A 19,450-nucleotide genomic window follows, 5' to 3' on the forward strand; every position below is an offset into this window, starting at 1 on the left:
GGCTCAGGGCCGGTTATGTGGAAAAGTCCGGCACCAGGCTAGCCCGGAAACGAGGGGTCGACCGGGCCCTTGAGCTGCGGCGACCAGCCGTTGCCGAGCCGCTGGAAAATGCCGTCGGAGGATTGGCCGTAGATCTCCTCGGCGCCGTTGCCTGCACTGAGCGCCACGAGACCGGGCCACGGTGCCAGCTGCTGCGGCTGCCCGGAGGTCAGGGACAACAGCTCAGGTGTCACGTTGGCTGCTGCCGAGCCCTTCATCACCGCCACAACGGTGTCGCTTACCCATACACCCTGGTCCGGGTCAGTCCCGGTTGCGAGCGTGACCGGCGTCGTCAGTTCCTTGGGTGTGCCGTCGGCGCCACGGATGATGCCGGCGACCTGGACGCGGGTCTTTCCGTTCTGCTCGGAGATCACCAGCACGCGTACACCCTCACGAGAGACCCTTAAGTCCTTCACCGTCCTGCCGGCAAGCCACGGCGGCGCAAGGGTGACAGTGGGAACCGCCGCGCCTTCCGCCACGCCGACGGGCCGATAGGCCACGATTTCCGTGCCACCGGCAGCTCCGGGCCCGGCAGTCCAGACCCAATCCTGGAGGCTGAATGTTGGATGCGTGAGTGTGCTGCGCGTGGTGAGCGCCCGGGCGGGCTGCCCGGGAACCATGCTGTAGAGAGTAGTCCGGCTTTCATTCAGGAACGCCACGGTCTGTGACACCGGAGATTCGGCCGGGTAGCGGGGCCCCAGGGCGGACACCGGCTGCATATCGGGCAGCGGAGAAATACGGTTGTTCTCGTAGCGCACCAGCTCGTTGCCGCTGACGGCAATCTGACGTGCCGGGACGCCTTTGTTCTGGACAGGTGGCAGCACCGAACCGTTGTCCTCGACCCGGACCAGGTCCTGGTTGGCACGCAGCTCAACGTTGACCACGTCCGGCTGGCTGCGGAAGGTCAGCGCCAGCTGGGTCTGCATCCGCAGCCTGTCCTCCGTGGAGGCCTCTGACAGCTCTTTTGCCGTGAGGTCCACCTGCGCGGCGCCGGACACCACAGGAACGGATTCCCTCGCAAGTTTGATGCCCGACGGGAAGGCACTGACCACGGCGCCCCGGAGATACGGGGCGGGCCCGGCAAGAAGGGCGCTGGTCATTGCCTTGACGGTCTTGTTCTTGATGAACCAACGGACGTCGGGAATAGCGTAGGTGAAACTCGGATCATAGAAGTAAATCGGATACGCGCCGTAGATGACCTTGAAGGTTTCTTCCGGGATGGCTGTTCCGTCCGGAATAGCCGAGATCCGCCACTCACCGTCCACCTGGGTTAACGTGGCCGGGATATTCTCGGTGGTGCCTTCGGGTGCCTGCGTGGCGATCCCGTCGGCGTCGACCGTATAGGCAACATCCAGCTCGTAGTTGTAAACGTTTTCGACGGCGGTGCCCACCACGCGTGCCTCGCGGTACACCAGGGCGCGCTGGTCAGGTTTCCAGGCCACGGAGGACGCCTGCGTCAGGTATTCGCGGGCTACAGCGTAGTCGTCCTCATAGCCGCTGCCGGCACGGTAGAAATCCTCAATGATCGTCTCGGGGGCTGCGCCGGGCTGGGGCGCGGCCGGCAGGAACACGGGTGCGTTGAGGTTCCCGGCACTTTCGTCGGTGCTCTTGCCTACGGGCCCGGCCGTTGGTATGCGTGCACAGCCGGAGACCACCAGTGCGAGAAGCACCAGCAGCACGGCTGCCTTTTGGCGCCAGCGCCGCTGCGGTCCTGTCATGACGGCTCCTTGGGCGGCACGTGCACCGCGGTCTTCGACGATGGGGACACTTCGCTGCGAATTTTTCCGGCCGTGGCGGGCTGGGCGGCAGGGCCCGGGTCGAGGACCAGGACATTCCGTTCTTCCGGTACCCCCGGCAGCACGATGTCCTCCGGTTCAAGCTGGACGGGAGACCTATCGATCTCGTCGCCCTGCCGGAGGGGGACGGTCAGCCGGAAGTTGGCTCCGCTCCCCTTGTTTCCCCACGCCTGCAGCCAGCCGTTGTGAAGTTTGGTGTCCTCCATGGCAATGGACAACCCCAGGCCGCTGCCGCCCGTGGTCCGCGCACGGGCGGGGTCTGCGCGCCAGAACCTGTCGAAAACACGCGCGGCTTCCGCCGGCGTCATGCCGATGCCCTGGTCCCTGACAGCAATCCCGACGGCGGTCTGGTTGGCAGCCACCGTAATGGTCACCGGCTTTCCCTCCCCGTGTTCCACTGCGTTGAGGATCAGGTTACGAAGGATCCTGTCGATCCGGCGGGAATCCATCTCCACCACAATCCCGCCTGCCGGTCCCCGCAGGATGATGTCGGACCCGTACTCGGCGGCCACGGGAGCCGCGCCTTCGATGACGTGGGCGATAACCTGCATGATGTCCTCCGGCTCCGCGTCGAGCATGGCAACCCCGGCATCAAAACGGGAAATCTCCAGGAGGTCGGACAGCAGGGACTGGAACCGCTCCACCTGGTTGTAGAGAAGTTCAGCGGAGCGCTTGTTGATGGGATCGAAGTCGTGGCGTGCGTCGAACAGCACTTCGGCAGCCATCCGGACGGTGGTCAGCGGCGTCCGCAGTTCGTGGGAAACGTCCGAGACGAACCGTTGCTGCATCTGGGAAAGGGTGGCCAGCTGGGTGATCTGTTCCTGCAGGCTGGCTGCCATGTGGTTGAAGGACGCGCCAAGGCGTGCCACCTCGTCCTCACCTTTAACCACCATGCGCTCCTGCAGCTGGCCCGCGGCCAGTTTTTCCGAGACGACGGCGGCATGGCTGACCGGGCTGACAACGTTGCGGGTGACGTACCAGGCGATGGCGCCGATCATCAAGACCAGGACGGCGCCGCCGGCCCAGAGCACGCTTTGGATTTCGTCGAGGGTCTGCTGCGCGGTGTTCAGGTCGTAGATCAGGTAGAGCTCATACACCGTTCCGTTAAAGGTCACTTTGTTGCCGACGGCGATGCCGGGCCGGTCTTCGGTTCCCACCGGAATGACCGTTGAAGCCCAGTACTGGTCCTTGCCGGACTCCTGGACCGCTTTGCGCAGGTCCGGCGGGATGACACTGACGGTCAGTTGGTCGGACGCCCGGGATTCCACCCAGCGGTTGCGGGGTTTGGTCTGCTGCGGCATGGCCTCAAAAACATACCGCCGCTGGATCACCGATCCCCTGCCCTCCACGGCGTTGAGGGTGTCGTAGACCAGGGTGATGACGCTGGACTGGTCCGTGACCTGGGCGCCGTCGAAAGTGTCCTGGACCTGCTTGACGTTGTAGCGGGTCTCGGATTCTGCCTGCGTCAGGCGTTCCTGGAACAGGTTGTTGGCAATCTGGTTCGAGAGGTATGCGCCCACCACGGCGAACGACGTCACGGCGAGCAGCAGGGTTGTCAGTACCGTCCGGAACTGCAGCGACCGGCGCCACCGGCGGTGAAGTGATTGCGCGATGTAGCGCAGTGCGGGGAAAAACCTGCGGACTCCGGTGCTGACCAGGCGTGCAACACGCAGACTGACAATAACTGCCCTGCGCTTCCAGATGCGGGCCCGGAAGGGCAGCTGCTCCAGGCTTGCTGCCAGGGCGTCCGTATGCTCCGGGGCAACGTGATGTTCCTCCGGACGTGCAGCGTGTTCCGCTGCGGGTCCATCCGGAGCACGCCCGCCGTCTGCTCCTGAGGGGTCAGGAACCTGCTTTGTAGCCGACACCACGAACCGTCAATACTACTTCCGGGGCTTCCGGATCCCGTTCGATCTTGGACCGGAGGCGCTGCACATGGACGTTCACGAGCCTTGTGTCCGCCGCGTGGCGGTAGCCCCAGACCTGCTCAAGCAGCAGCTCGCGGGTAAATACCTGCCACGGTTTCCGCGCAAGGGCAACGAGCAGGTCGAACTCCAGCGGCGTCAGGGAGATGCGTTCGTTTCCGCGGCTCACTGTGTGGCCGGCCACGTCAATGGTGACATCGGCGATCCGGAGCGTTTCCGGCGCCTTCTGGTCGCCCGGCCTCAGCCGCGCCCGGACCCGCGCCACCAGCTCGGCCGGCTTGAACGGTTTGGGGACGTAATCGTCGGCGCCGGACTCAAGCCCGCGGACGACGTCGGAAGTGTCCGACTTGGCGGTGAGCATCACGATGGGAACGTCCGATTCGGAACGGATCTGCCGGCAGACTTCAATGCCATCCACGCCGGGAAGCATCAGGTCGAGCAGCACGAGGTCCGGCTTCGATGAACGGAACACATCCAGCGCCTGGCCGCCGTCTGCGCAGAAGACCGGCTCGAAGCCGTCATTGCGCAGAACAATTCCGATCATTTCGGCCAGCGCTTCGTCATCGTCAACTACCAGAATGCGTGCCTTCATAGTTATATATTCCCTTATTGCCCACCCTTTGTCCTGTTGATCGCCGCCACGGCATGGCGCAGCGCTATGACGCCCGACGCCTGAACTATAGGCTGGGAGCGTGCCGGCCTTGCCGGACGCCCTCGCCGCTGAACTGCGGCAATGGCGCCCGACTGCAAGCGTCCGGTTCCATCCGGGGGAAGGAACAGGTTGTCACAACAGGATCCGAACATGCAGCGGCCGCCCGACGGCGGCGGGCCGTCATGGCAGCCACAGCCTGGTTCCGGCCAGCCCCAGTGGGGCGCCCAGCCCGTATGGGGTCCGCCCGCCGGCCCGGCGCATCAGCAGCCGTGGGGACAGCCGCCCTACAACCCGTACGGCGGTCCGCCACCCTACCGGCAGCCGCAATACGTTGCCCCGCCCAAGCCCGGCATCATTCCCTTGCGGCCGTTGATGTTCGGCGAAATCATCGACGGCTCCTTCCAGACCATCAGGCGCAACGCCCGCGCAATGTTGGGAGCGGCGCTGCTGGCGCAGTCCCTGGCGGTAGTCCTTACGGCCGTCCTCACCGCAGGTTCCGTCGCCTCGGCGGCTTCCCTGGAAACCTGGATCGAAAGCCTCAACGAACAGGACATGGTCTCCGTGGGTTTCACCGTCCTTGCCGCAGTCCTTCTGGTGGCGGTGCTGACCGTGTTCCTTGCGGCAGTCCTGCAGGGCGCCATGGTGGTGCCGGTGGCCCGTTCTGTACTGAACCGCACTACAGGCTTCCGGCAGATGTGGGCGCTGGCCCGGTCACGTGCCGGTGCCCTGGTCAGGCTGGCCTGCCTGATGGTCCTGGGCTGGCTCGTAGGCGTGGCCCTGTTTGTGGGCCTGATGGTCCTCGTCATCGCTGCCTTGGGCGGAACCGGCGCCCTGATCCTAATCCCGCTCGGCCTTGGCGGCATCGCCCTGGCCGTTTGGATCTACATCAAGATCCTGGTGGCCCCCGCCGCGGTGGTGATCGAGGAGCTGGGCGCCGTGGACGGACTCCGCAGGTCGTGGCAGCTGACGCGGGGCAACTGGTGGCGGATCCTGGGAATCACCCTGGTGGTTTCAATCATGGTCGCCATCATCGCGCAGGTGGTGACCATCCCCGTAAGCCTGCTTCCGGCGTTCTATACATCCGTAGTTTCACCCCACGGCGGCCCCGACGAGGCAATCGCGGCAGGAGTGGCCATCGCCCTCGCAACCGCGGTCATCAGCGCCCTTGTCGGCGCCGTCGGTTATGCCTTCCAGACAGCGGTGATGGCATTGCTGTACCTGGACCTGCGGATGAGGAAGGACGGTCTGGACATCGCGCTCCTGCGCCTGATGGAATCCGGAACCGACCCCGACGGGGTTCCCGGCCGGGGCATTCCGGTATACGGCGGGCCTGCACAGGGCGGCCCGGCCCACAGCGCCGGCCCCGCTTACCGTGCCTGGCCCGATGTCCGCTGAACCTCCTGTCCTGCCCGACGCCGACGAAGCCCGCCGCTGGGCCGCCGAAGAGTTGGCCAAGCCCGAGTACCAAAGCGCCGGGCCTGGCTGGGTGGATGAACTCTGGCGCGGCTTCCTGGACTGGCTGGCCTCACTGGAAGGCCCGACCGGTGTTGAAGGAAATGTGGCAGCGCCGCTGACCGGGATGGTCATCGCCGTGCTGATCGCCGCCGCCATCATCGTGGCCCGTCCCCGCCTGAACGCCCGGACGAAGAATGCGGCAGAGGTGTTCGACGACGACACATCCGTGAGTGCCGCGGACTACCGGGGAAGCGCCGCAGCCGCAGCGGACCGGGGAGACTGGGGCACCGCCGTCGTGCACTGCTTCCGCGCGCTGGTCCGCGCGGCCGAGGACCGGAACATCCTGGACGTCCGGCCGGGCAGGACTGCGGATGAAGTGGCCCGCGAACTTGCCGGCGTTTTTGTTCCCGAGGCCCGGCGGCTGGACCGGGCCGCCAGGACGTTCGACCGGATCCGCTACGGGCACGGCACGGCCGGTCGCGCCGACTACGACGCCATGACGGCTCTCGATGCTTCGCTGCAGTCCCTTAAACCCGGCAGCGCCCCGGCCCACCCAGCGGTCGCCCCATGACGACGGGCCTCGGTACCGCGTCCGGTGATGCGCCCACAGCGCCACTGCCCGCCAGGCCGTCGGGCTGGCTCCGGCGCCACCGCGGCCCGGCAGTGGCGGCAGCCGTGTTCGCAGTCGCCATGGCGGTCACCATCTTTACCCAGCTGGCCCCTAAAGGTGATTCGGTTCCGCTGTCCGTCCGCAATGCAGGGCCCGATGGCGGCAGGGCGGTGAGCGAGATCCTGGGCCGGCACGGGGTGAAGGTGGACAGCGCCGATTCGTTTGGTGCCGCACTTGCTGCCCTCCAGGCCAGCCGCGATTCAACGCTGCTGCTGTACGACCGGAACGGCTTCCTCGACGTGTCCCAGCTGGAACGGTTGGCCGTCGAGGCCACACGTGTAGTGCTGGTCACGCCGCGGCTCAACACCCTCAGAGCGCTGGACGCCGGAATCAGCCAGGCAGGCGTCGTGCCGGAGACGTCCCCAACCCTGGAGCCGGGCTGTTGGAACGACGATGCCGAAACAGCCGGAACAGTTTCCGGGGAGTCCGGATTCCTGTACGGCGACGAGGGCGATGGGACCGTTTGCTACCGGCCACCAGGTTCAGAAGCCGGCCTGCTTGCGTCCACCGAAGACGGCACACTGACAGTCCTGGGAAGCACTGCACTGATCAGCAATGCCGGACTCGCCGAGCATGGACATTCAGCCCTTGTGCTCCGGACGTTGGGCGGTTCCGGGGACCTGGTCTGGTACCTGCCCGGCCTCGGCGACGTAAATGGTGCCGGGTCCCCGCAAACGCTCAGCGAACTCGCTCCCGGCTGGGTGCCGTTCCTCGGACCGTGGTTGGTGTTCGTCGCCGTCCTGGCCATGGTCTGGCGCGGCCGCCGCTTTGGTCCACTGGTCTTTGAACCGCTGCCCGTGGTGGTCAAGGCCGCGGAAACGGCCGAGGGCCGGGCACGGCTCTACCACGATTCCCACGCGGTGGACCGGGCCCGGGACAACCTCCGGGCAGGCACCCTGGTCAGACTGGCGAAGGAACTCAGGCTGGGACCTGACGCATCCGCCGACGACGTTGCCCGGGCCGTGGCGCGCCTTGTGAACCGGCCGGAGGACAGCATCGGGGAACTGATCAATGAACGGCCCCCGAACGAAGCCAGGCTCGTGCGATGGTCCCAGGAGCTGGACGAACTAGAGAATGAGGTAAGGACCCGATGAACGAACAGCTCCGCGACCCGCAGATCCTGGAACCCATGCACCACGATCCCGCACGGCAGGCTCTCCTCGATGTCCGGAACGAAGTGGCCAAGGCGGTGGTTGGCCAAGACGCCACCGTCACCGGGATGCTGATAGCCCTGCTCGCCCAGGGACATGTGCTGCTCGAGGGTGTGCCGGGTGTGGCCAAAACGCTGCTGGTGCGTGCCCTCTCCGCATCGCTGAGCCTGGACACCAAACGGGTGCAGTTCACACCTGACCTGATGCCCGGCGATGTCACCGGATCGCTGGTGTATGACTCGCACACCTCCGGGTTCAGCTTCCGCGAAGGGCCGGTCTTTACCAATATCCTGCTCGCGGACGAAATCAACCGCACACCCCCCAAAACGCAGGCGTCGCTGCTGGAAGCCATGGAAGAGCGGCAGGTCTCGGTGGACGGAGTGTCACGGCCGCTACCCGCACCGTTCATGGTGGCGGCAACTCAGAATCCGGTGGAATACGAGGGAACGTACCCGCTCCCTGAAGCCCAGCTGGACCGCTTCCTGCTCAAGCTCACCATGCCTCTTCCGAACCGTACGGAGGAGATGGAGGTCATCCGCCGGCACGCAACAGGGTTCAGCCCCCGGGACCTGGCCGGCGCCGGTGTCCGGGCAGTCGCCGGCGCGCAGGACCTTGAGCGAGCGCGGCAGGCCGTCGCCAACGTTGCCGTCGAACCCGAAATCATCGGCTACATTGTGGACCTCGTCCGTGCCACCAGGTCTGCGCCTTCATTCCAGCTGGGCGTATCTCCCCGTGGTGCCACAGCCCTCCTGAACACTTCGCGGGCCTGGGCCTGGCTTTCCGGCCGGAGCTTCATCACCCCGGACGACGTCAAGGCACTGGCGTTGCCCTGCCTGCGGCACCGGGTGGCACTGCATCCTGAAGCCCAGATGGACGGCGTCCGGGCGGATGACGTCCTGACCAGCATCCTGGCCTCAGTGCCCGTCCCCCGCTGACCGGGATGGCACTGTCCGGGCGTTTTGTGGTCTTGGCCCTGCTGGGGCTGGTGCCGGTGCTGCTGCTGCCCGCGTGGTGGACAGTACTGGGCGTCATCGCGGTGCTGGCGGCGCTTTTGGGCATCGAACTCGGCCTGGCGGCATCCCTGCGCACCATCGAGGTCCAGCGCGCGGATCCTGGCCATGTGGCCCTCAACGGCACAGCCCACTCGGTCCTGACGGTCAGCAACCAGGGCGGGCGCCGGCTCCGCGGGCTCATCCGGGATGCCTGGCAGCCCTCGGCCGGGGCGCAGAACGTTGTCCGGCCGTTGGACATCCCGGCCGGCGAGCGCCGCCGCGCGGACGTGACACTCCGCCCGGTCCGGCGGGGCGATTTGAAGGCCCCGCACGTCACGCTCCGTTCCTACGGGCCGCTGCGGCTCGCGGCCCGCCAGCGCACGGTACCGTGCCCGGGCACCCTCCGCGTCCTGCCCCCGTTCCACTCCCGCCGGCACCTGCCGTCCAAACTGCGGAAACTGCGGGAACTCGACGGCAAAGCGGCCGTACAGATCCGGGGCGCAGGCACCGAGTTCGATTCGCTTCGGGACTATGTCCGCGGTGACGACGTCCGCTCGATTGACTGGCGGGCAACCGCCCGGCGTTCCGCCGTCGTGGTCCGGACCTGGCGGCCGGAACGCGACCGGCGCGTGGTCATTGTGCTGGACACGTCGCGCACTTCGGCGGCACGGATCGACGACGAGCCACGCCTGGACACCGGGATGGAGGCCGCCCTGCTGCTGGCCGTCCTGGCCGAACGCGGCGGTGACCGGGTTGATTTCCTGGCCTTCGACCGGCGCCCCCGGGCGCGGGCGGGATCGGCTGCGTCGGGGAACCTCCTGAGCCAGCTGGTGCAGGCGATGGCCCCGCTCGAAGCCGAACTGATCGAAATGGACTGGCAGGGCATCCCGGGCCAGGTCAGGGCCGTCTCGGCGCACCGGTCGCTGGTGGTCCTGCTGACGTCCCTCGACGGCGGCGCCCCGGAGGAAGGGCTTATCCCCGTGGCCACCCGGCTGGCCCGCCAGCACGTTGTGGTGGTGGCAGCTGTGCGTGATCCGCTGCTGGCACAAATGCTCACGGAACGGGATACCGCCGCCGGGGTGTTCCGGGCCGCTGCCGCCGAACGGGCCCTGCTGGAGCGCGAAGCCATCAGCGTCCAGCTCCGCCAGCACGGCGTGGAAGTGGTGGACGCGGAACCGCTGCAGCTGCCGCCGCGGCTGGCGGACATGTACATCCGGCTGAAGGCTGCAGGTAGATTATGAGATCACGCGGACAGCGCCGGCGCCCGTCCAGCCATCAGGAGGTCAGGATGAATGTTCCCATCTACCGGCAGGCCCTGGGTGCGGATTTCGAACGGCTGCAGCCTGAACTCCAGGACTACTTTTCCCTGGTGCCCGGGTCTGGGCAGTACGGCATCGGGGAAGGCGTGTTCGACGTCGTCGGCTGCAGGCAGCGCTGGCTGCAGCCGCTGCTGAAACTGACTTCCGGGGAGGAAGCGTTCTTCCCCGAGTACGGCGAGCGCGTTCCGTTCCGGATCGAAAACCATGCCCACGAGGATCCCTTCGGGCGCTCCAGCCTGACGGCCCGGCGCGAGATCCGATTCCCTGGCCGGACCCGGATCTTCCAGGACACCACCAGCGTGGCCGATACAACGGACGGCCCCCGACTGGTGGACTACGTGGGCAGGTTCCGCAGGCTGGTGACCGACCTGAACCTCAGCGTCACGCCGGCGGGCAGGCTCAGGGGTGTCTCTGAAGCCTCCCGGCTGTTCCTCGGCGCGCTCCGGATCCCGCTTCCCGAGGCACTCGACGCCAAGGCGTACGCCGAACAGTGGTGGGACCCGGCGGGCGGGGAACACGGCAAGCACCGGATCCAGGTGAAAGTCATCCAGCCGCAGATCGGCCTGGTCCTGGTGTACGCGGGCAGCTTCGACTACCGGCTGCGCCCCTACTCAGGCGGCAGCTCCGCGCGGAGCTTCCTGCCCCGCTACGCTCACCCTGAGCGCTGGGAGGCCCGGACCTGACAGGCGGGCCGTCCGTCAGACGCCGGCCTGTTGCCTAGCCCAGCGCCAGCTGGTTCAGCCCGTCGGCCACCTGGGTAAGGCGGGTGAGCACGGCGGTGGCAGACGCCGGAGATTGTCCGGCGAGGCCAGTGGATGGCGTGACCCGCAAGGTGCGCAAGGACGACGCCGGCAGGCCCAGTTGGTGCCACGGCCTCGAAACGGATTCGACGACGTCGGCAACACGGGGCAGGGTGCCGCGGCTGATGTCCAAGGCGCCGGCCCAAAGACGTTTGCCGCCCTCAACGGCGCCGGCGAGCTGCTCCCACTGGCGCGATGTCAGGGCTTTGAGGGGCACGGCAATGCCGTCCGCGCCGGCGGCGAGGATCCGGTCGAACGGGGCTTCAATCTCCGGTACGGCCACAATGATCTCCGCGGCACCGGCTTCCCGAAGGGCAGAAACCACCAGGCCCCACGACTCCGTGGCCTCCCGCCCGGCCACTGCACGCAGGGTGCGGTAGCCGCTGGAGGTCGGAATGGTGCCGGCCAGCACGGCAGCGATGTCGGGCTCGTCGAGCTGGACCACCAGCCGGGCCCCGGGCACGGCCGAGGAAACCCGGGACAGGTAGCTTCCCACCCCGGCGGCCAGGGAGGCTGCCACATCGCGGCGGGCGCCGTAGTCAAGGAGTGCGCGTTCGCCGTTATGCAGGTGGATGCCTGCTGCGAGCGTCATCGGCCCCACCAGCTGTACCTTCAGCTCACCGGCCGGGGTGTCTTCAGCCCCGGCGACGTCCGCAAGGACATTGATATCCGTGGACAGCGCTGACGCGGCCCGCCGGAAGTCCTTGCCGGGACGGTCCACCAGCCGCCAGCCGAAGGGCTGGACATCCACGGCCATCTCTACCAGGAGCGAGGCCGTCCGGCCCAGCGCATCGGAGCCCACCCCGCGGTCCGGGAGTTCGGCGAGGAACGGAAGGTGCGGGCTGCCGAGTTCCCCGCGGATGATGCGCGCGGCCTCGGCAGGGTCCTCTCCCGGCCAGGCACCCAGCCCGGTAGCCGTGACCTCCGTCGGTCCCGCGTCCGCGGGGTTCGGATCCGGTTCGTTCGGGCTTGGTTCCTGCCGGCTGGTTACCCTCACGCTACGACGGAAGCCTGGGGCCCGGACGGGATGCCGGCCTGACGGGAGGCCTGAGGTGCCGGATCGGCTTCCTGGTTTCCGGCGGCTGCCTGGTGGTCCTCGGCGATGGCTTCGTGGTGGCGGATGACTTCGCCGATGATGAAGTTCAGGAACTTCTCTGCGAAGGCCGGATCGAGGTGGGCGTCCTCGGCCAGGCGCCGCAGCCGGGAAATCTGGGCCGTTTCCCGGCCGGGATCGCCTGCGGGGAGGCGGTGGGCGGCCTTCAGGAAACCAACTTTCTGGGTGGCCTTGAACCGCTCCGCGAGCAGGTAGACCAGGGTGGCATCGATGTTGTCGATGCTGGAGCGGATGGACAGCAGTTCCGCCATCACCGAGTTGTCCACCTGTCCGGCCAGCGAGCTGGCGGCGGCGTCGTAGGTTTCGGAATCAGGAACGTCGTGGTTGTGCTGCGTCATGGTCCAAGTCTATGGGCAGGCGCGGAAAACCCCTGCGGTGTTAAGCACCCGCCGCAGCCATCCCGCCGTCGGCCTTCCGTGCGGCGGACGGACACCCCGGCATTCCCCCGGCCGGGTGTCCGTCCGCGTCCGCGGATTGTCAGATTCCGAGAAGTGCCCTGTGTTCTTCGCGTCGCCGGGCCTGCTCGTCCGGGTCAGGGACCGGAAGGGACGCGATGAGCCGTTTGGTGTAATCGTGCTGCGGCGCCCCCATGATCTGGCCGCCGATCCCCTGTTCCACGAGTTTGCCTTTGTACAAGACACCCACCCAATGGGACAGGATGTCCACGACGGCAAGATCGTGGCTGATGAAGAGCGCCGCGAAGCCGAATTCCGCCTGGATTTCCTTGAACAGTTCCAGGACCTTGGCCTGCACCGAGACGTCCAGGGCCGACGTCGGTTCGTCCGCGATCAGCAGCTTGGGGTTCAGGATGAGCGCCCGCGCGAGGGAGGCCCGCTGGCGCTGGCCGCCTGAGAGCTCATGCGGATACCTTGCCGCGTACGACGCCGGCAACTGGACTGACTCGAGCAGCTCAGCGACGCGTTTGCGCGCCTGCGCGGGACTCGGGCTTGTGTGGATGATCATCGGTTCCGCCACACAGTCGCCGATGGTCAACTGGGGGTTAAAGGACGCGGCAGGATCCTGGAAAACGAAGCCGATATCCTTCCGCAGCGGCTTGAACGTACGCTCCTTCAGATTCAGCATTTCGTAACCCAGCACCTTCAGGCTGCCGCCCGTGGTCCGGTTCAGCCCCGCAATGGCCCGGCCGATGGTGGTTTTTCCGGAACCCGACTCGCCCACAAGCCCGAAAACTTCGCCTTCGGACACGGTGAAGCTGACGCTGTCAACGGCTTTGAAGGAGGGAGTCCCCAGCCGGCCCGGGTACTCGATGGTCAGGTCCTTCGCCTCCACCAGGACCTTGGCTTTTTGGTGGGCGCGTTCCGTCATGCCTTCCGACGCGGAGTTGCGTCCCAGGTGGGGCACCGCCGCCAGCAACTTCCTGGTGTAATCCTGCTTGGGCTCGGCAAACAGCACGCGGGCCGGCGCCTCCTCCACGACGTCACCCTGGTACATCACCACGACGCGGTCGGCCAGGTCAGCCACCACACCCATGTTGTGCGTGATCAGCACAATGGAGGTCCCGTACTTGTCCCGCAGGTCCCGCAGCAACTGCAGGATCTCTGCCTGGACGGTAACGTCCAGGGCAGTGGTGGGTTCGTCGGCCACAATCAGCCCCGGGTTCAGTGCAAGCGCGGCGGCGATCACGACGCGCTGCTTCTGGCCACCGGAGAACTGGTGGGGATAGTAGTTCACCCTGTGCTCAGGATCCGGGATCCCCACTTTGCGCAGCGCCTCGATGGCACGGGCCTTCGCCTCTTTGCCGGAGACGCGCTTCCCGCCGTGGCCGCCAGCGTGGGCACGGATGCCCTCGGCAATCTGCCAGCCCACGGTGAATACGGGGTTCAGTGCCGTTGACGGTTCCTGGAACACCATGGCCACATCGCGGCCCCGGATCTGCCGCAGCTTGGCTGCGCTGACGCTGATGACGTTGTTGCCGTTGATCAGGACGGCGCCGCCGCTGGTGGCAGTTTCGGGGAGCAGCCCAAGAATGGTTTTCGCGGTCACCGTCTTGCCGGAGCCTGATTCACCGACGATGGCCAGCACTTCACCGGCATTCACTTGCAGGCTGACGTCCTTGACGGCATGGACATCGCCCCCGTCCGTAGCGAAAGTTACTTTGAGGTGGTCTATTTCCAGGACGGGCTGGCCCGCCGGGCTGCGCCTGTCCCCTACGGAACCAAGATTGATGGTCAAAATCCTCTCACTTCCACTTCGATGGCGGCCTGCGCACCTGGGGTCGAGTCCGGGCTGCCCTTGCCGCCGGCGGCTTTCCGTCCGCGAAGTCGGGGGTCGTTCAGGTCATTAATGCTTTCTCCCACCAGGGTCAGGCCAACGACTGTCAGGACGATGGCGAGGCCCGGGAAGAGGCCTGTCCACCAGATCCCCGACGTGGTGTCTGCCAGTGCCTTGTTGAGGTCATAACCCCATTCGGCAGCGGAGCTCGGTTCGATGCCGAAGCCCAGGAAGCCGAGCGCGGCCAGGGTGAGGATGGCTTCGGAGGCGTTGAGGGTGAAGATCAGCGGGAGCGTGCGGGTGGCGTTTTTGTAGATGTGCCGGCCCATGATGCGGATGTTGGATGCCCCCACTACTTTGGCGGACTCGACGAAAGGCTCGGCTTTCAGCCTGACTGCCTCGGCCCGGATCACTCGAAAGTACTGCGGAATGAAGACCATCGTGATGGCGGTTCCGGCAGCGAAGATGCCGCCGATCAGGCTGGATTGTCCGCCACTGATGACGATGGCCATCACAATGGCGACCAGGAGCGACGGAAAAGCGTAGACGGCGTCGGCGATGACGACGAGGATCCGGTCCAGCCAGCCGCCGAGGTACCCACTGACGAGTCCAAGGACCACACCGATGACAATGGACATCAGGACCGCCACCACAATCACCAGGACGGCGGTCTGGGCCCCCCAAACTACCCGGGAGAAAACGTCATATCCTCCCACCGTTGTGCCCAGCAGATGCTGGCCGCCAGGGGCTTGCTGGGTGGAGAAATTGCCGGCCTCATCCGAGAGCTGTGAATAGCCGAAGGGAGCAATCAGCGGTGCGAACAGGGCTGTGAGCAGGAACAGGCCCGTCAGGACCAGGCCGGCCACCAGCATCCCGCGCTGCAGGCCGACGCTTTTGTTGAAGTGGGAAATAACGGGAAGCCGTTTGTAGAACGCCGCCCGGGGGTTGACGAGGGGCTCGGGCCCTGGTGTGACGCTCATGTCAGTACCTCACGCGGGGGTCGATCAGCGCGGCCACAATGTCCACGATGAAGTTGGTGATGGCGACGATGATTGCCAGCAGGACCACGATGGCCTGCACGGCGACGAAGTCGCGGGCTGTCAGGTAGTTGGCCAGCTGGAATCCGAGGCCCTTCCATTCAAAGGTCTTTTCTGTCAGCACTGCTCCGCCGAGCATCACGGCGATTTGCAGGCCCATCACCGTGATGATGGGAATCAGCGCCGGCTTGTACGCGTGCTTCGTGACGAGCCGGAATTCACTCACTCCGCGTGAGCGGCCGGCCTCGACGTAGTCTTTGCCCAGGGTCCCGATCACATTGGTGCGGACCAGTCTCAGGAAGATGCCTGCGGTCAACAGACCCAGCGCCACGGCAGGCAGGACGGCGTGGGCGGCCACATCTCCGAGTGCTGCCATGTTTCCGCTCCGCAGCGCATCCAGCCAGTAGATTCCAGTGGGTGCCTGAAGGGACGTCAGGGCCAGCTCGCTGGACGTCTTTGCCCTGCCGGCGACCGGCAGCCAGCCAAGCCAGACGGAAAAAGTGAGCTTGAGCAACATGCCGGCGAAGAAGACCGGTGTTGCATAGCAGAGGATCGCGAAGACCCGCAGGACCGCGTCGGGTGCGTGGTCACGCCGGTGCGCTGCAATCATGCCGAGCGGGATTCCCACCAGCAGCGCGATCAACAGGGCGTTGATGGACAGCTCGAGGGTTGCCGATCCATAGGTTGTCAGCATTTCCGATACGGCGCGGTTGTCACTGAGGGTCCGGCCGAAGTTGCCGGTGGCGATCTGCCCGAGATATTCGAAGTACTGGACCAGGATCGGACGGTCGTAGCCGGCGTTGTGGATCCGTTCCTGGAGCTGGTCTTCCGGAAGCCGTCCGCCCATGGCTGTGGTAATCGGGTCACCGGTGATCCGCATCAGGAAGAACACCATGGTGACCAGGATGAAGATGGTGGGAAAGATCAGCAGGAACCGGATCAGGATGTATTGCCCGAGCCCCCCGCCTGAGGACTTCTTGGTGGACGGCAGGATGCCGTCTGCGTCGCTGGGCGGCGCGTCAATCAAAGTTGTCATTGGTACCTAAATTTGTGGTGGCCTGGGCCGGCAGCTCCCCCAGTGGCGCTGGCCTTGACCAGCAAGGAGGCGGGACGCCGGCAGGCGCCCCGCCTTTTGCATGTCAGAGCCGGGTGGCTTGGGGACCTACTTGGACATCACGCCAAGCCGGGTCTTGAACGAGGCGTCCAGCGTCTTCTCAACGCCCTTGACGTCCGTTCCGGCGACCATTACTTGGGCGCCCTGCAGCAAAGGCAGCGTGGAGAGGTCCTTGGCAATGGCTTCCTGGGCTTCGCCCAGCAGCTTGCTGCGTTCGGTCTTGTCCGCTGTGACCAGCTGCTTGTTCACAATCTCGGTGACCTTGGAGTTTTCGTAGTGGTTGCCGAGGAAGTTGCCCGGGATGAAGAAGGGCGTGAGGTAGTTGTCGGCGTCGGAGTAGTCCGGGAACCAGCCGAGCTGGTAGACGGGGTAGGCGTCCGCCCGGCGTTCCTTGGTGTAGGTGGTCCACTCGGTGGACTTGAGGTCCACGGTGAACAGCCCCGACTTCTCAAGCTGTCCCTTGACCAGGGCGTATTCGTCCGCAGCGGACGTGCCGTAGCGGTCGGTGTACTGCAGCTTCAGGTCCACTGCCGACGTGATGCCGGCATCCGCAAGCACCTTCTTTGCCTTGTCCAGGCTGGGCTTGCCGCTGCCGTCGCCATAGAGGCTCTTCAAGGGCTCTGTGGCCCCTTCAAATTCCTTCGGCACGTAGGAGTACACGGGGGTGTAGGTGTTCTTGAAGACCTGTGAGGCGATGACATCCCGGTCCACGAGGTGCGCGATGGCCTGGCGCACAGCCAGGGACTTCGCCGGATTGGCGTCGGGGGTTTTTGCCCCGAACGGCATGGTGTCGAAGTTGAAGACCATGTACCGCAGTTCGCCGCCGGGCCCCTTATGGACCTTGACCTTGGAGTCCTTCTCGAGGTCAGCGATGTCGGTGGCCGTCAGGATCCTGCCTGCGACGTCAATGTTGCCCTGCTGGACGTCAAGCTTGAGGTTGTTGGCGTCGGCGTAGTGCTTGAGCGTCGCGCCGTCGTTGGCCGCCTTGCCCAGCATGCCCTGGTAGCCGGCGTTGGGTTTGAAGCTGACGAGCTCGTTCTTTTTGTAGCTTTCGATCGTGTACTGGCCGGCGAACGGCTTCGCGGCGACGATCGCGTCGTCGTCCATCACCTTGTCGGCCGGGAACACCTGCTCGTCTACGATCGGTCCCGGGTTGGAGGCGAGCACACCCGGAAAGACCTGGTCGTTGGCGGCCTTGAGGGTGAACACCACGGTGTCGGGATCTTTCGCTTCGACCTTCTCCATGTTCGCCAGCAGGGAGGCAGGACCGTTGGGATCGTCGATTTTCCTGACCCGATTGAACGAAAACACGACGTCGGACGAGTCGAGAGTATTGCCGTTCGCGAATTTCAGGCCGGACTTCAGCTTCACGGTGTATTCCGTGGGGCTGGTGAAGGAAGCCGATTCCGCGATGTCGGGGCTGGCTTCGGCTGTGCCGGGCTTGTAATTGAGCAGGAACGGATAGATCTGGTTCATCACCATAAAGGATCCGCCGTCGTAGGAACCGGCGGGATCGAGCGTGACCACTTTGTCAGTCGTTCCGTAGGTGATGGCGCCGCCACCGGCACTCTCGGTGGACGTTCCGCCGCCACCTGATGGGCCCGTGCAGGCAGTCAGTGCGAAGGCGGAGATGCCTGCCAGCGCGATAGCGCCGTGCAGGGTTTTGGTGCTCTTAGTCATCTGTGAACTTTCTGTTCGATGAGTACGCGCCTGCCGCCCGCTTAGGGGTGTATTGGCTGAGCGGGCAGCGCGCTGTCCTGATGCCTCGATTCAATCAGACCAAAATACGGTGAATCGTTTCATCCTGTGAGTTGAGACACAAAATTTACCTGATTGGGTTGCTGCTCTCACTTTTGTGCCGCAGCCGGAGGGCAGGGCCACACAAAAACGGCGCGAGCGAACAGTTGAGGCCCCAACCGACGGGACGGTTTGAGGCCTCAACTGTACGTTCGCGCTGTCTGCAGGGCACCAGGGACGGGCTGTTAAAGCTCCGCGCGCTGCAGGGAACGGGCGGCGTCTATGGTGGCCTGGCCAAGCACGCGGCTGCCTTGGTACAGGACCACGGTCTGGCCCGGGGCGACGCCGCGGAGCGGGTCGGTCAGCGTCACCACCAGCTGGCCGGCAGCACCATCCGCCGACGGGGTTTCCATCCGTGCCGTCGCGGGGACGGGGTCGCCGTGCGCGCGGACCTGGGCGTAGCAGTCGAAGTCCTCTCCCGTGGCGATTTCGGCGATGGGAAGGCCGGCCCACGACACCTTGATGCCGCGGATTTCGTCAATGGCCAGCAGGGCCTCCGGACCCACCACCACCTTGTTTTCCTTCGGCCGGATTTCCAGCACAAAGCGGGGCTTTCCATCCGCCGCGGGGGTGCCCAGCTTCAGTCCCCTGCGCTGTCCCACCGTAAAAGCGTTGGCACCGGGGTGCTCCCCCACTTTGGTTCCGGTTTCATCGACAATGTCGCCGGTGGTCATATCGATCTTCTCGGCCAGCCAGCCGGCGGTGTCGCCGTCCGGGATGAAGCAGATGTCGTGGCTGTCCGGCTTGTTCGCCACGGACAGCCCGCGGCGTTCGGCTTCCGCGCGGACTTCGGCCTTCGAAGGGGTGTCGGCCAGCGGGAACATGGAGTGCTTGAGCTGTTCGTGGGTGAGGACACCCAGGACGTAGCTCTGGTCCTTGGCCCAGTCCGCGGCGCGGTGAAGTTCGGGGTTGCCCTCGGCGTCCGTGATCACCTTGGCGTAGTGCCCGGTACAGACGGCGTCAAAGCCCAGCGCGATGGCCTTCTCCAGCAATGCCGCGAACTTGATGCGCTCGTTGCAGCGCATGCACGGATTCGGTGTGCGGCCGGCAGCGTACTCGTCAATGAAGTCCTGGACCACGTCCTCCTTGAAGCGCTCGGAGAAATCCCACACGTAGTACGGGATTCCGAGGACATCGCACGCACGCCAGGCGTCACGGGAGTCTTCGATGGTGCAGCAGCCGCGGCTGCCTGTCCGCAGCGTGCCGGGCATCCGGGACAGCGCAAGGTGGACCCCGACGACGTCGTGTCCCGCCTCGACGGCACGTGCTGCGGCAACGGCGGAATCGACGCCGCCGCTCATGGCTGCTAGAACTCGCATGCTGGCTTTCCGTTTGGTGGAAGTGGGTTTGGGATTGT

General features: G+C 65.7%; 16 protein-coding genes. 6 read left to right on the forward strand and 10 right to left on the reverse strand.

Annotation, left to right across the window (positions count from 1 at the left end; genetic code table 11):
• Nucleotides 1-38: 38 nt before the first annotated feature.
• Genes ABV518_RS01305 through mtrA form a run of 3 tightly spaced genes read right to left on the reverse strand, consistent with a single transcriptional unit; the run spans nucleotide 39 to nucleotide 4,352 of the window.
• Entirely contained in the window at nucleotides 39-1,757 is a 1,719-nt protein-coding gene (locus tag ABV518_RS01305; protein ID WP_367765049.1) for an LpqB family beta-propeller domain-containing protein, read from the reverse strand.
• Nucleotides 1,754-3,706, reverse strand: a complete 1,953-nt coding sequence (mtrB, locus tag ABV518_RS01310; RefSeq protein ID WP_367765050.1) for an MtrAB system histidine kinase MtrB — start codon at nucleotides 3,704-3,706, stop codon at nucleotides 1,754-1,756. The genes ABV518_RS01305 and mtrB overlap by 4 nt, the downstream gene beginning before the upstream one ends.
• Nucleotides 3,678-4,352 (reverse strand): MtrAB system response regulator MtrA, encoded by a 675-nt coding sequence (gene mtrA, locus ABV518_RS01315; RefSeq protein WP_066292768.1) that lies wholly within the window; start codon nucleotides 4,350-4,352, stop codon nucleotides 3,678-3,680. Before mtrA ends, mtrB begins: the two co-directional genes overlap by 29 nt.
• 210 nt (nucleotides 4,353-4,562) lie before the next feature.
• On the opposite strand from mtrA, the gene ABV518_RS01320 reads away from it, so the two are divergent.
• Genes ABV518_RS01320 through ABV518_RS01345 form a run of 6 tightly spaced genes read left to right on the forward strand, consistent with a single transcriptional unit; the run spans nucleotide 4,563 to nucleotide 10,682 of the window.
• A complete protein-coding gene (locus tag ABV518_RS01320) occupies nucleotides 4,563-5,807 on the forward strand; it encodes a hypothetical protein (protein ID WP_367765051.1) in 1,245 nt (414 codons plus the stop codon).
• Nucleotides 5,797-6,438, forward strand: a complete 642-nt coding sequence (locus ABV518_RS01325; protein ID WP_367765052.1) for a DUF4129 domain-containing protein — start codon at nucleotides 5,797-5,799, stop codon at nucleotides 6,436-6,438. The genes ABV518_RS01320 and ABV518_RS01325 overlap by 11 nt, the downstream gene beginning before the upstream one ends.
• Entirely contained in the window at nucleotides 6,435-7,631 is a 1,197-nt protein-coding gene (locus tag ABV518_RS01330) for a DUF4350 domain-containing protein (protein ID WP_367765053.1), read from the forward strand. The genes ABV518_RS01325 and ABV518_RS01330 overlap by 4 nt, the downstream gene beginning before the upstream one ends.
• A complete protein-coding gene (locus tag ABV518_RS01335; protein ID WP_367765054.1) occupies nucleotides 7,628-8,623 on the forward strand; it encodes an AAA family ATPase in 996 nt (331 codons plus the stop codon). The genes ABV518_RS01330 and ABV518_RS01335 overlap by 4 nt, the downstream gene beginning before the upstream one ends.
• A gap of 5 nt (nucleotides 8,624-8,628) precedes the next feature.
• Complete coding sequence (locus ABV518_RS01340) at nucleotides 8,629-9,921, forward strand: DUF58 domain-containing protein (RefSeq protein ID WP_367765055.1); 1,293 nt, start codon at nucleotides 8,629-8,631, stop codon at nucleotides 9,919-9,921.
• A 47-nt stretch (nucleotides 9,922-9,968) separates the two neighbouring features.
• Complete coding sequence (locus ABV518_RS01345; RefSeq protein WP_367765056.1) at nucleotides 9,969-10,682, forward strand: DUF4166 domain-containing protein; 714 nt, start codon at nucleotides 9,969-9,971, stop codon at nucleotides 10,680-10,682.
• Nucleotides 10,683-10,716: 34 nt separating this feature from the next.
• Here the strand turns inward: ABV518_RS01345 and ABV518_RS01350 are convergent, their stop codons facing one another.
• The 7 genes from ABV518_RS01350 to mnmA form a co-directional block, all read right to left on the reverse strand.
• A complete protein-coding gene (locus ABV518_RS01350) occupies nucleotides 10,717-11,706 on the reverse strand; it encodes a hypothetical protein (protein ID WP_367765320.1) in 990 nt (329 codons plus the stop codon).
• Nucleotides 11,707-11,792: 86 nt separating this feature from the next.
• Nucleotides 11,793-12,251, reverse strand: a complete 459-nt coding sequence (locus tag ABV518_RS01355) for a chorismate mutase (RefSeq protein WP_367765057.1) — start codon at nucleotides 12,249-12,251, stop codon at nucleotides 11,793-11,795.
• Between the two features lie 139 nt (nucleotides 12,252-12,390).
• Nucleotides 12,391-14,106 (reverse strand): ABC transporter ATP-binding protein, encoded by a 1,716-nt coding sequence (locus ABV518_RS01360; protein ID WP_367765058.1) that lies wholly within the window; start codon nucleotides 14,104-14,106, stop codon nucleotides 12,391-12,393.
• The gene (locus tag ABV518_RS01365) at nucleotides 14,103-15,125 is read right to left on the reverse strand and encodes an ABC transporter permease (protein WP_367765059.1); all 1,023 of its coding nucleotides are present in this window, start codon (nucleotides 15,123-15,125) and stop codon (nucleotides 14,103-14,105) included. Before ABV518_RS01365 ends, ABV518_RS01360 begins: the two co-directional genes overlap by 4 nt.
• 1 nt (nucleotide 15,126) lies before the next feature.
• Nucleotides 15,127-16,218: an ABC transporter permease gene (locus ABV518_RS01370; RefSeq protein WP_367765060.1), complete on the reverse strand. Its 1,092-nt coding sequence runs from the start codon at nucleotides 16,216-16,218 to the stop codon at nucleotides 15,127-15,129.
• 126 nt (nucleotides 16,219-16,344) lie between these two features.
• On the reverse strand, nucleotides 16,345-17,976 hold the full coding sequence (locus ABV518_RS01375) for an ABC transporter substrate-binding protein (RefSeq protein ID WP_367765061.1): 1,632 nt from the start codon (nucleotides 17,974-17,976) through the stop codon (nucleotides 16,345-16,347).
• Between the two features lie 302 nt (nucleotides 17,977-18,278).
• Complete coding sequence (mnmA, locus tag ABV518_RS01380) at nucleotides 18,279-19,412, reverse strand: tRNA 2-thiouridine(34) synthase MnmA (protein ID WP_367765062.1); 1,134 nt, start codon at nucleotides 19,410-19,412, stop codon at nucleotides 18,279-18,281.
• Nucleotides 19,413-19,450 lie beyond the last annotated feature (38 nt).

The sequence above is a fragment of the Arthrobacter sp. HS15c genome (assembly GCF_040812005.1).
Taxonomy (GTDB): domain Bacteria; phylum Actinomycetota; class Actinomycetes; order Actinomycetales; family Micrococcaceae; genus Arthrobacter.

What these genes read in the sequence shown, in the direction of transcription:
- ABV518_RS01340 (WP_367765055.1), top strand. Translation starts at nt 8,629, where the DNA reads ATGGCACTGTCCGGGCGTTTTGTGGTCTTGGCCCTGCTGGGGCTGGTG.
- ABV518_RS01375 (WP_367765061.1), bottom strand. Translation starts at nt 17,976, where the DNA reads ATGACTAAGAGCACCAAAACCCTGCACGGCGCTATCGCGCTGGCAGGC.
- ABV518_RS01305 (WP_367765049.1), bottom strand. Translation starts at nt 1,757, where the DNA reads ATGACAGGACCGCAGCGGCGCTGGCGCCAAAAGGCAGCCGTGCTGCTG.
- ABV518_RS01320 (WP_367765051.1), top strand. Translation starts at nt 4,563, where the DNA reads ATGCAGCGGCCGCCCGACGGCGGCGGGCCGTCATGGCAGCCACAGCCT.
- mnmA (WP_367765062.1), bottom strand. Translation starts at nt 19,412, where the DNA reads ATGCGAGTTCTAGCAGCCATGAGCGGCGGCGTCGATTCCGCCGTTGCC.
- ABV518_RS01365 (WP_367765059.1), bottom strand. Translation starts at nt 15,125, where the DNA reads ATGAGCGTCACACCAGGGCCCGAGCCCCTCGTCAACCCCCGGGCGGCG.
- ABV518_RS01330 (WP_367765053.1), top strand. Translation starts at nt 6,435, where the DNA reads ATGACGACGGGCCTCGGTACCGCGTCCGGTGATGCGCCCACAGCGCCA.
- ABV518_RS01370 (WP_367765060.1), bottom strand. Translation starts at nt 16,218, where the DNA reads ATGACAACTTTGATTGACGCGCCGCCCAGCGACGCAGACGGCATCCTG.
- ABV518_RS01335 (WP_367765054.1), top strand. Translation starts at nt 7,628, where the DNA reads ATGAACGAACAGCTCCGCGACCCGCAGATCCTGGAACCCATGCACCAC.
- ABV518_RS01325 (WP_367765052.1), top strand. Translation starts at nt 5,797, where the DNA reads ATGTCCGCTGAACCTCCTGTCCTGCCCGACGCCGACGAAGCCCGCCGC.
- ABV518_RS01345 (WP_367765056.1), top strand. Translation starts at nt 9,969, where the DNA reads ATGAATGTTCCCATCTACCGGCAGGCCCTGGGTGCGGATTTCGAACGG.
- mtrA (WP_066292768.1), bottom strand. Translation starts at nt 4,352, where the DNA reads ATGAAGGCACGCATTCTGGTAGTTGACGATGACGAAGCGCTGGCCGAA.
- ABV518_RS01355 (WP_367765057.1), bottom strand. Translation starts at nt 12,251, where the DNA reads ATGACGCAGCACAACCACGACGTTCCTGATTCCGAAACCTACGACGCC.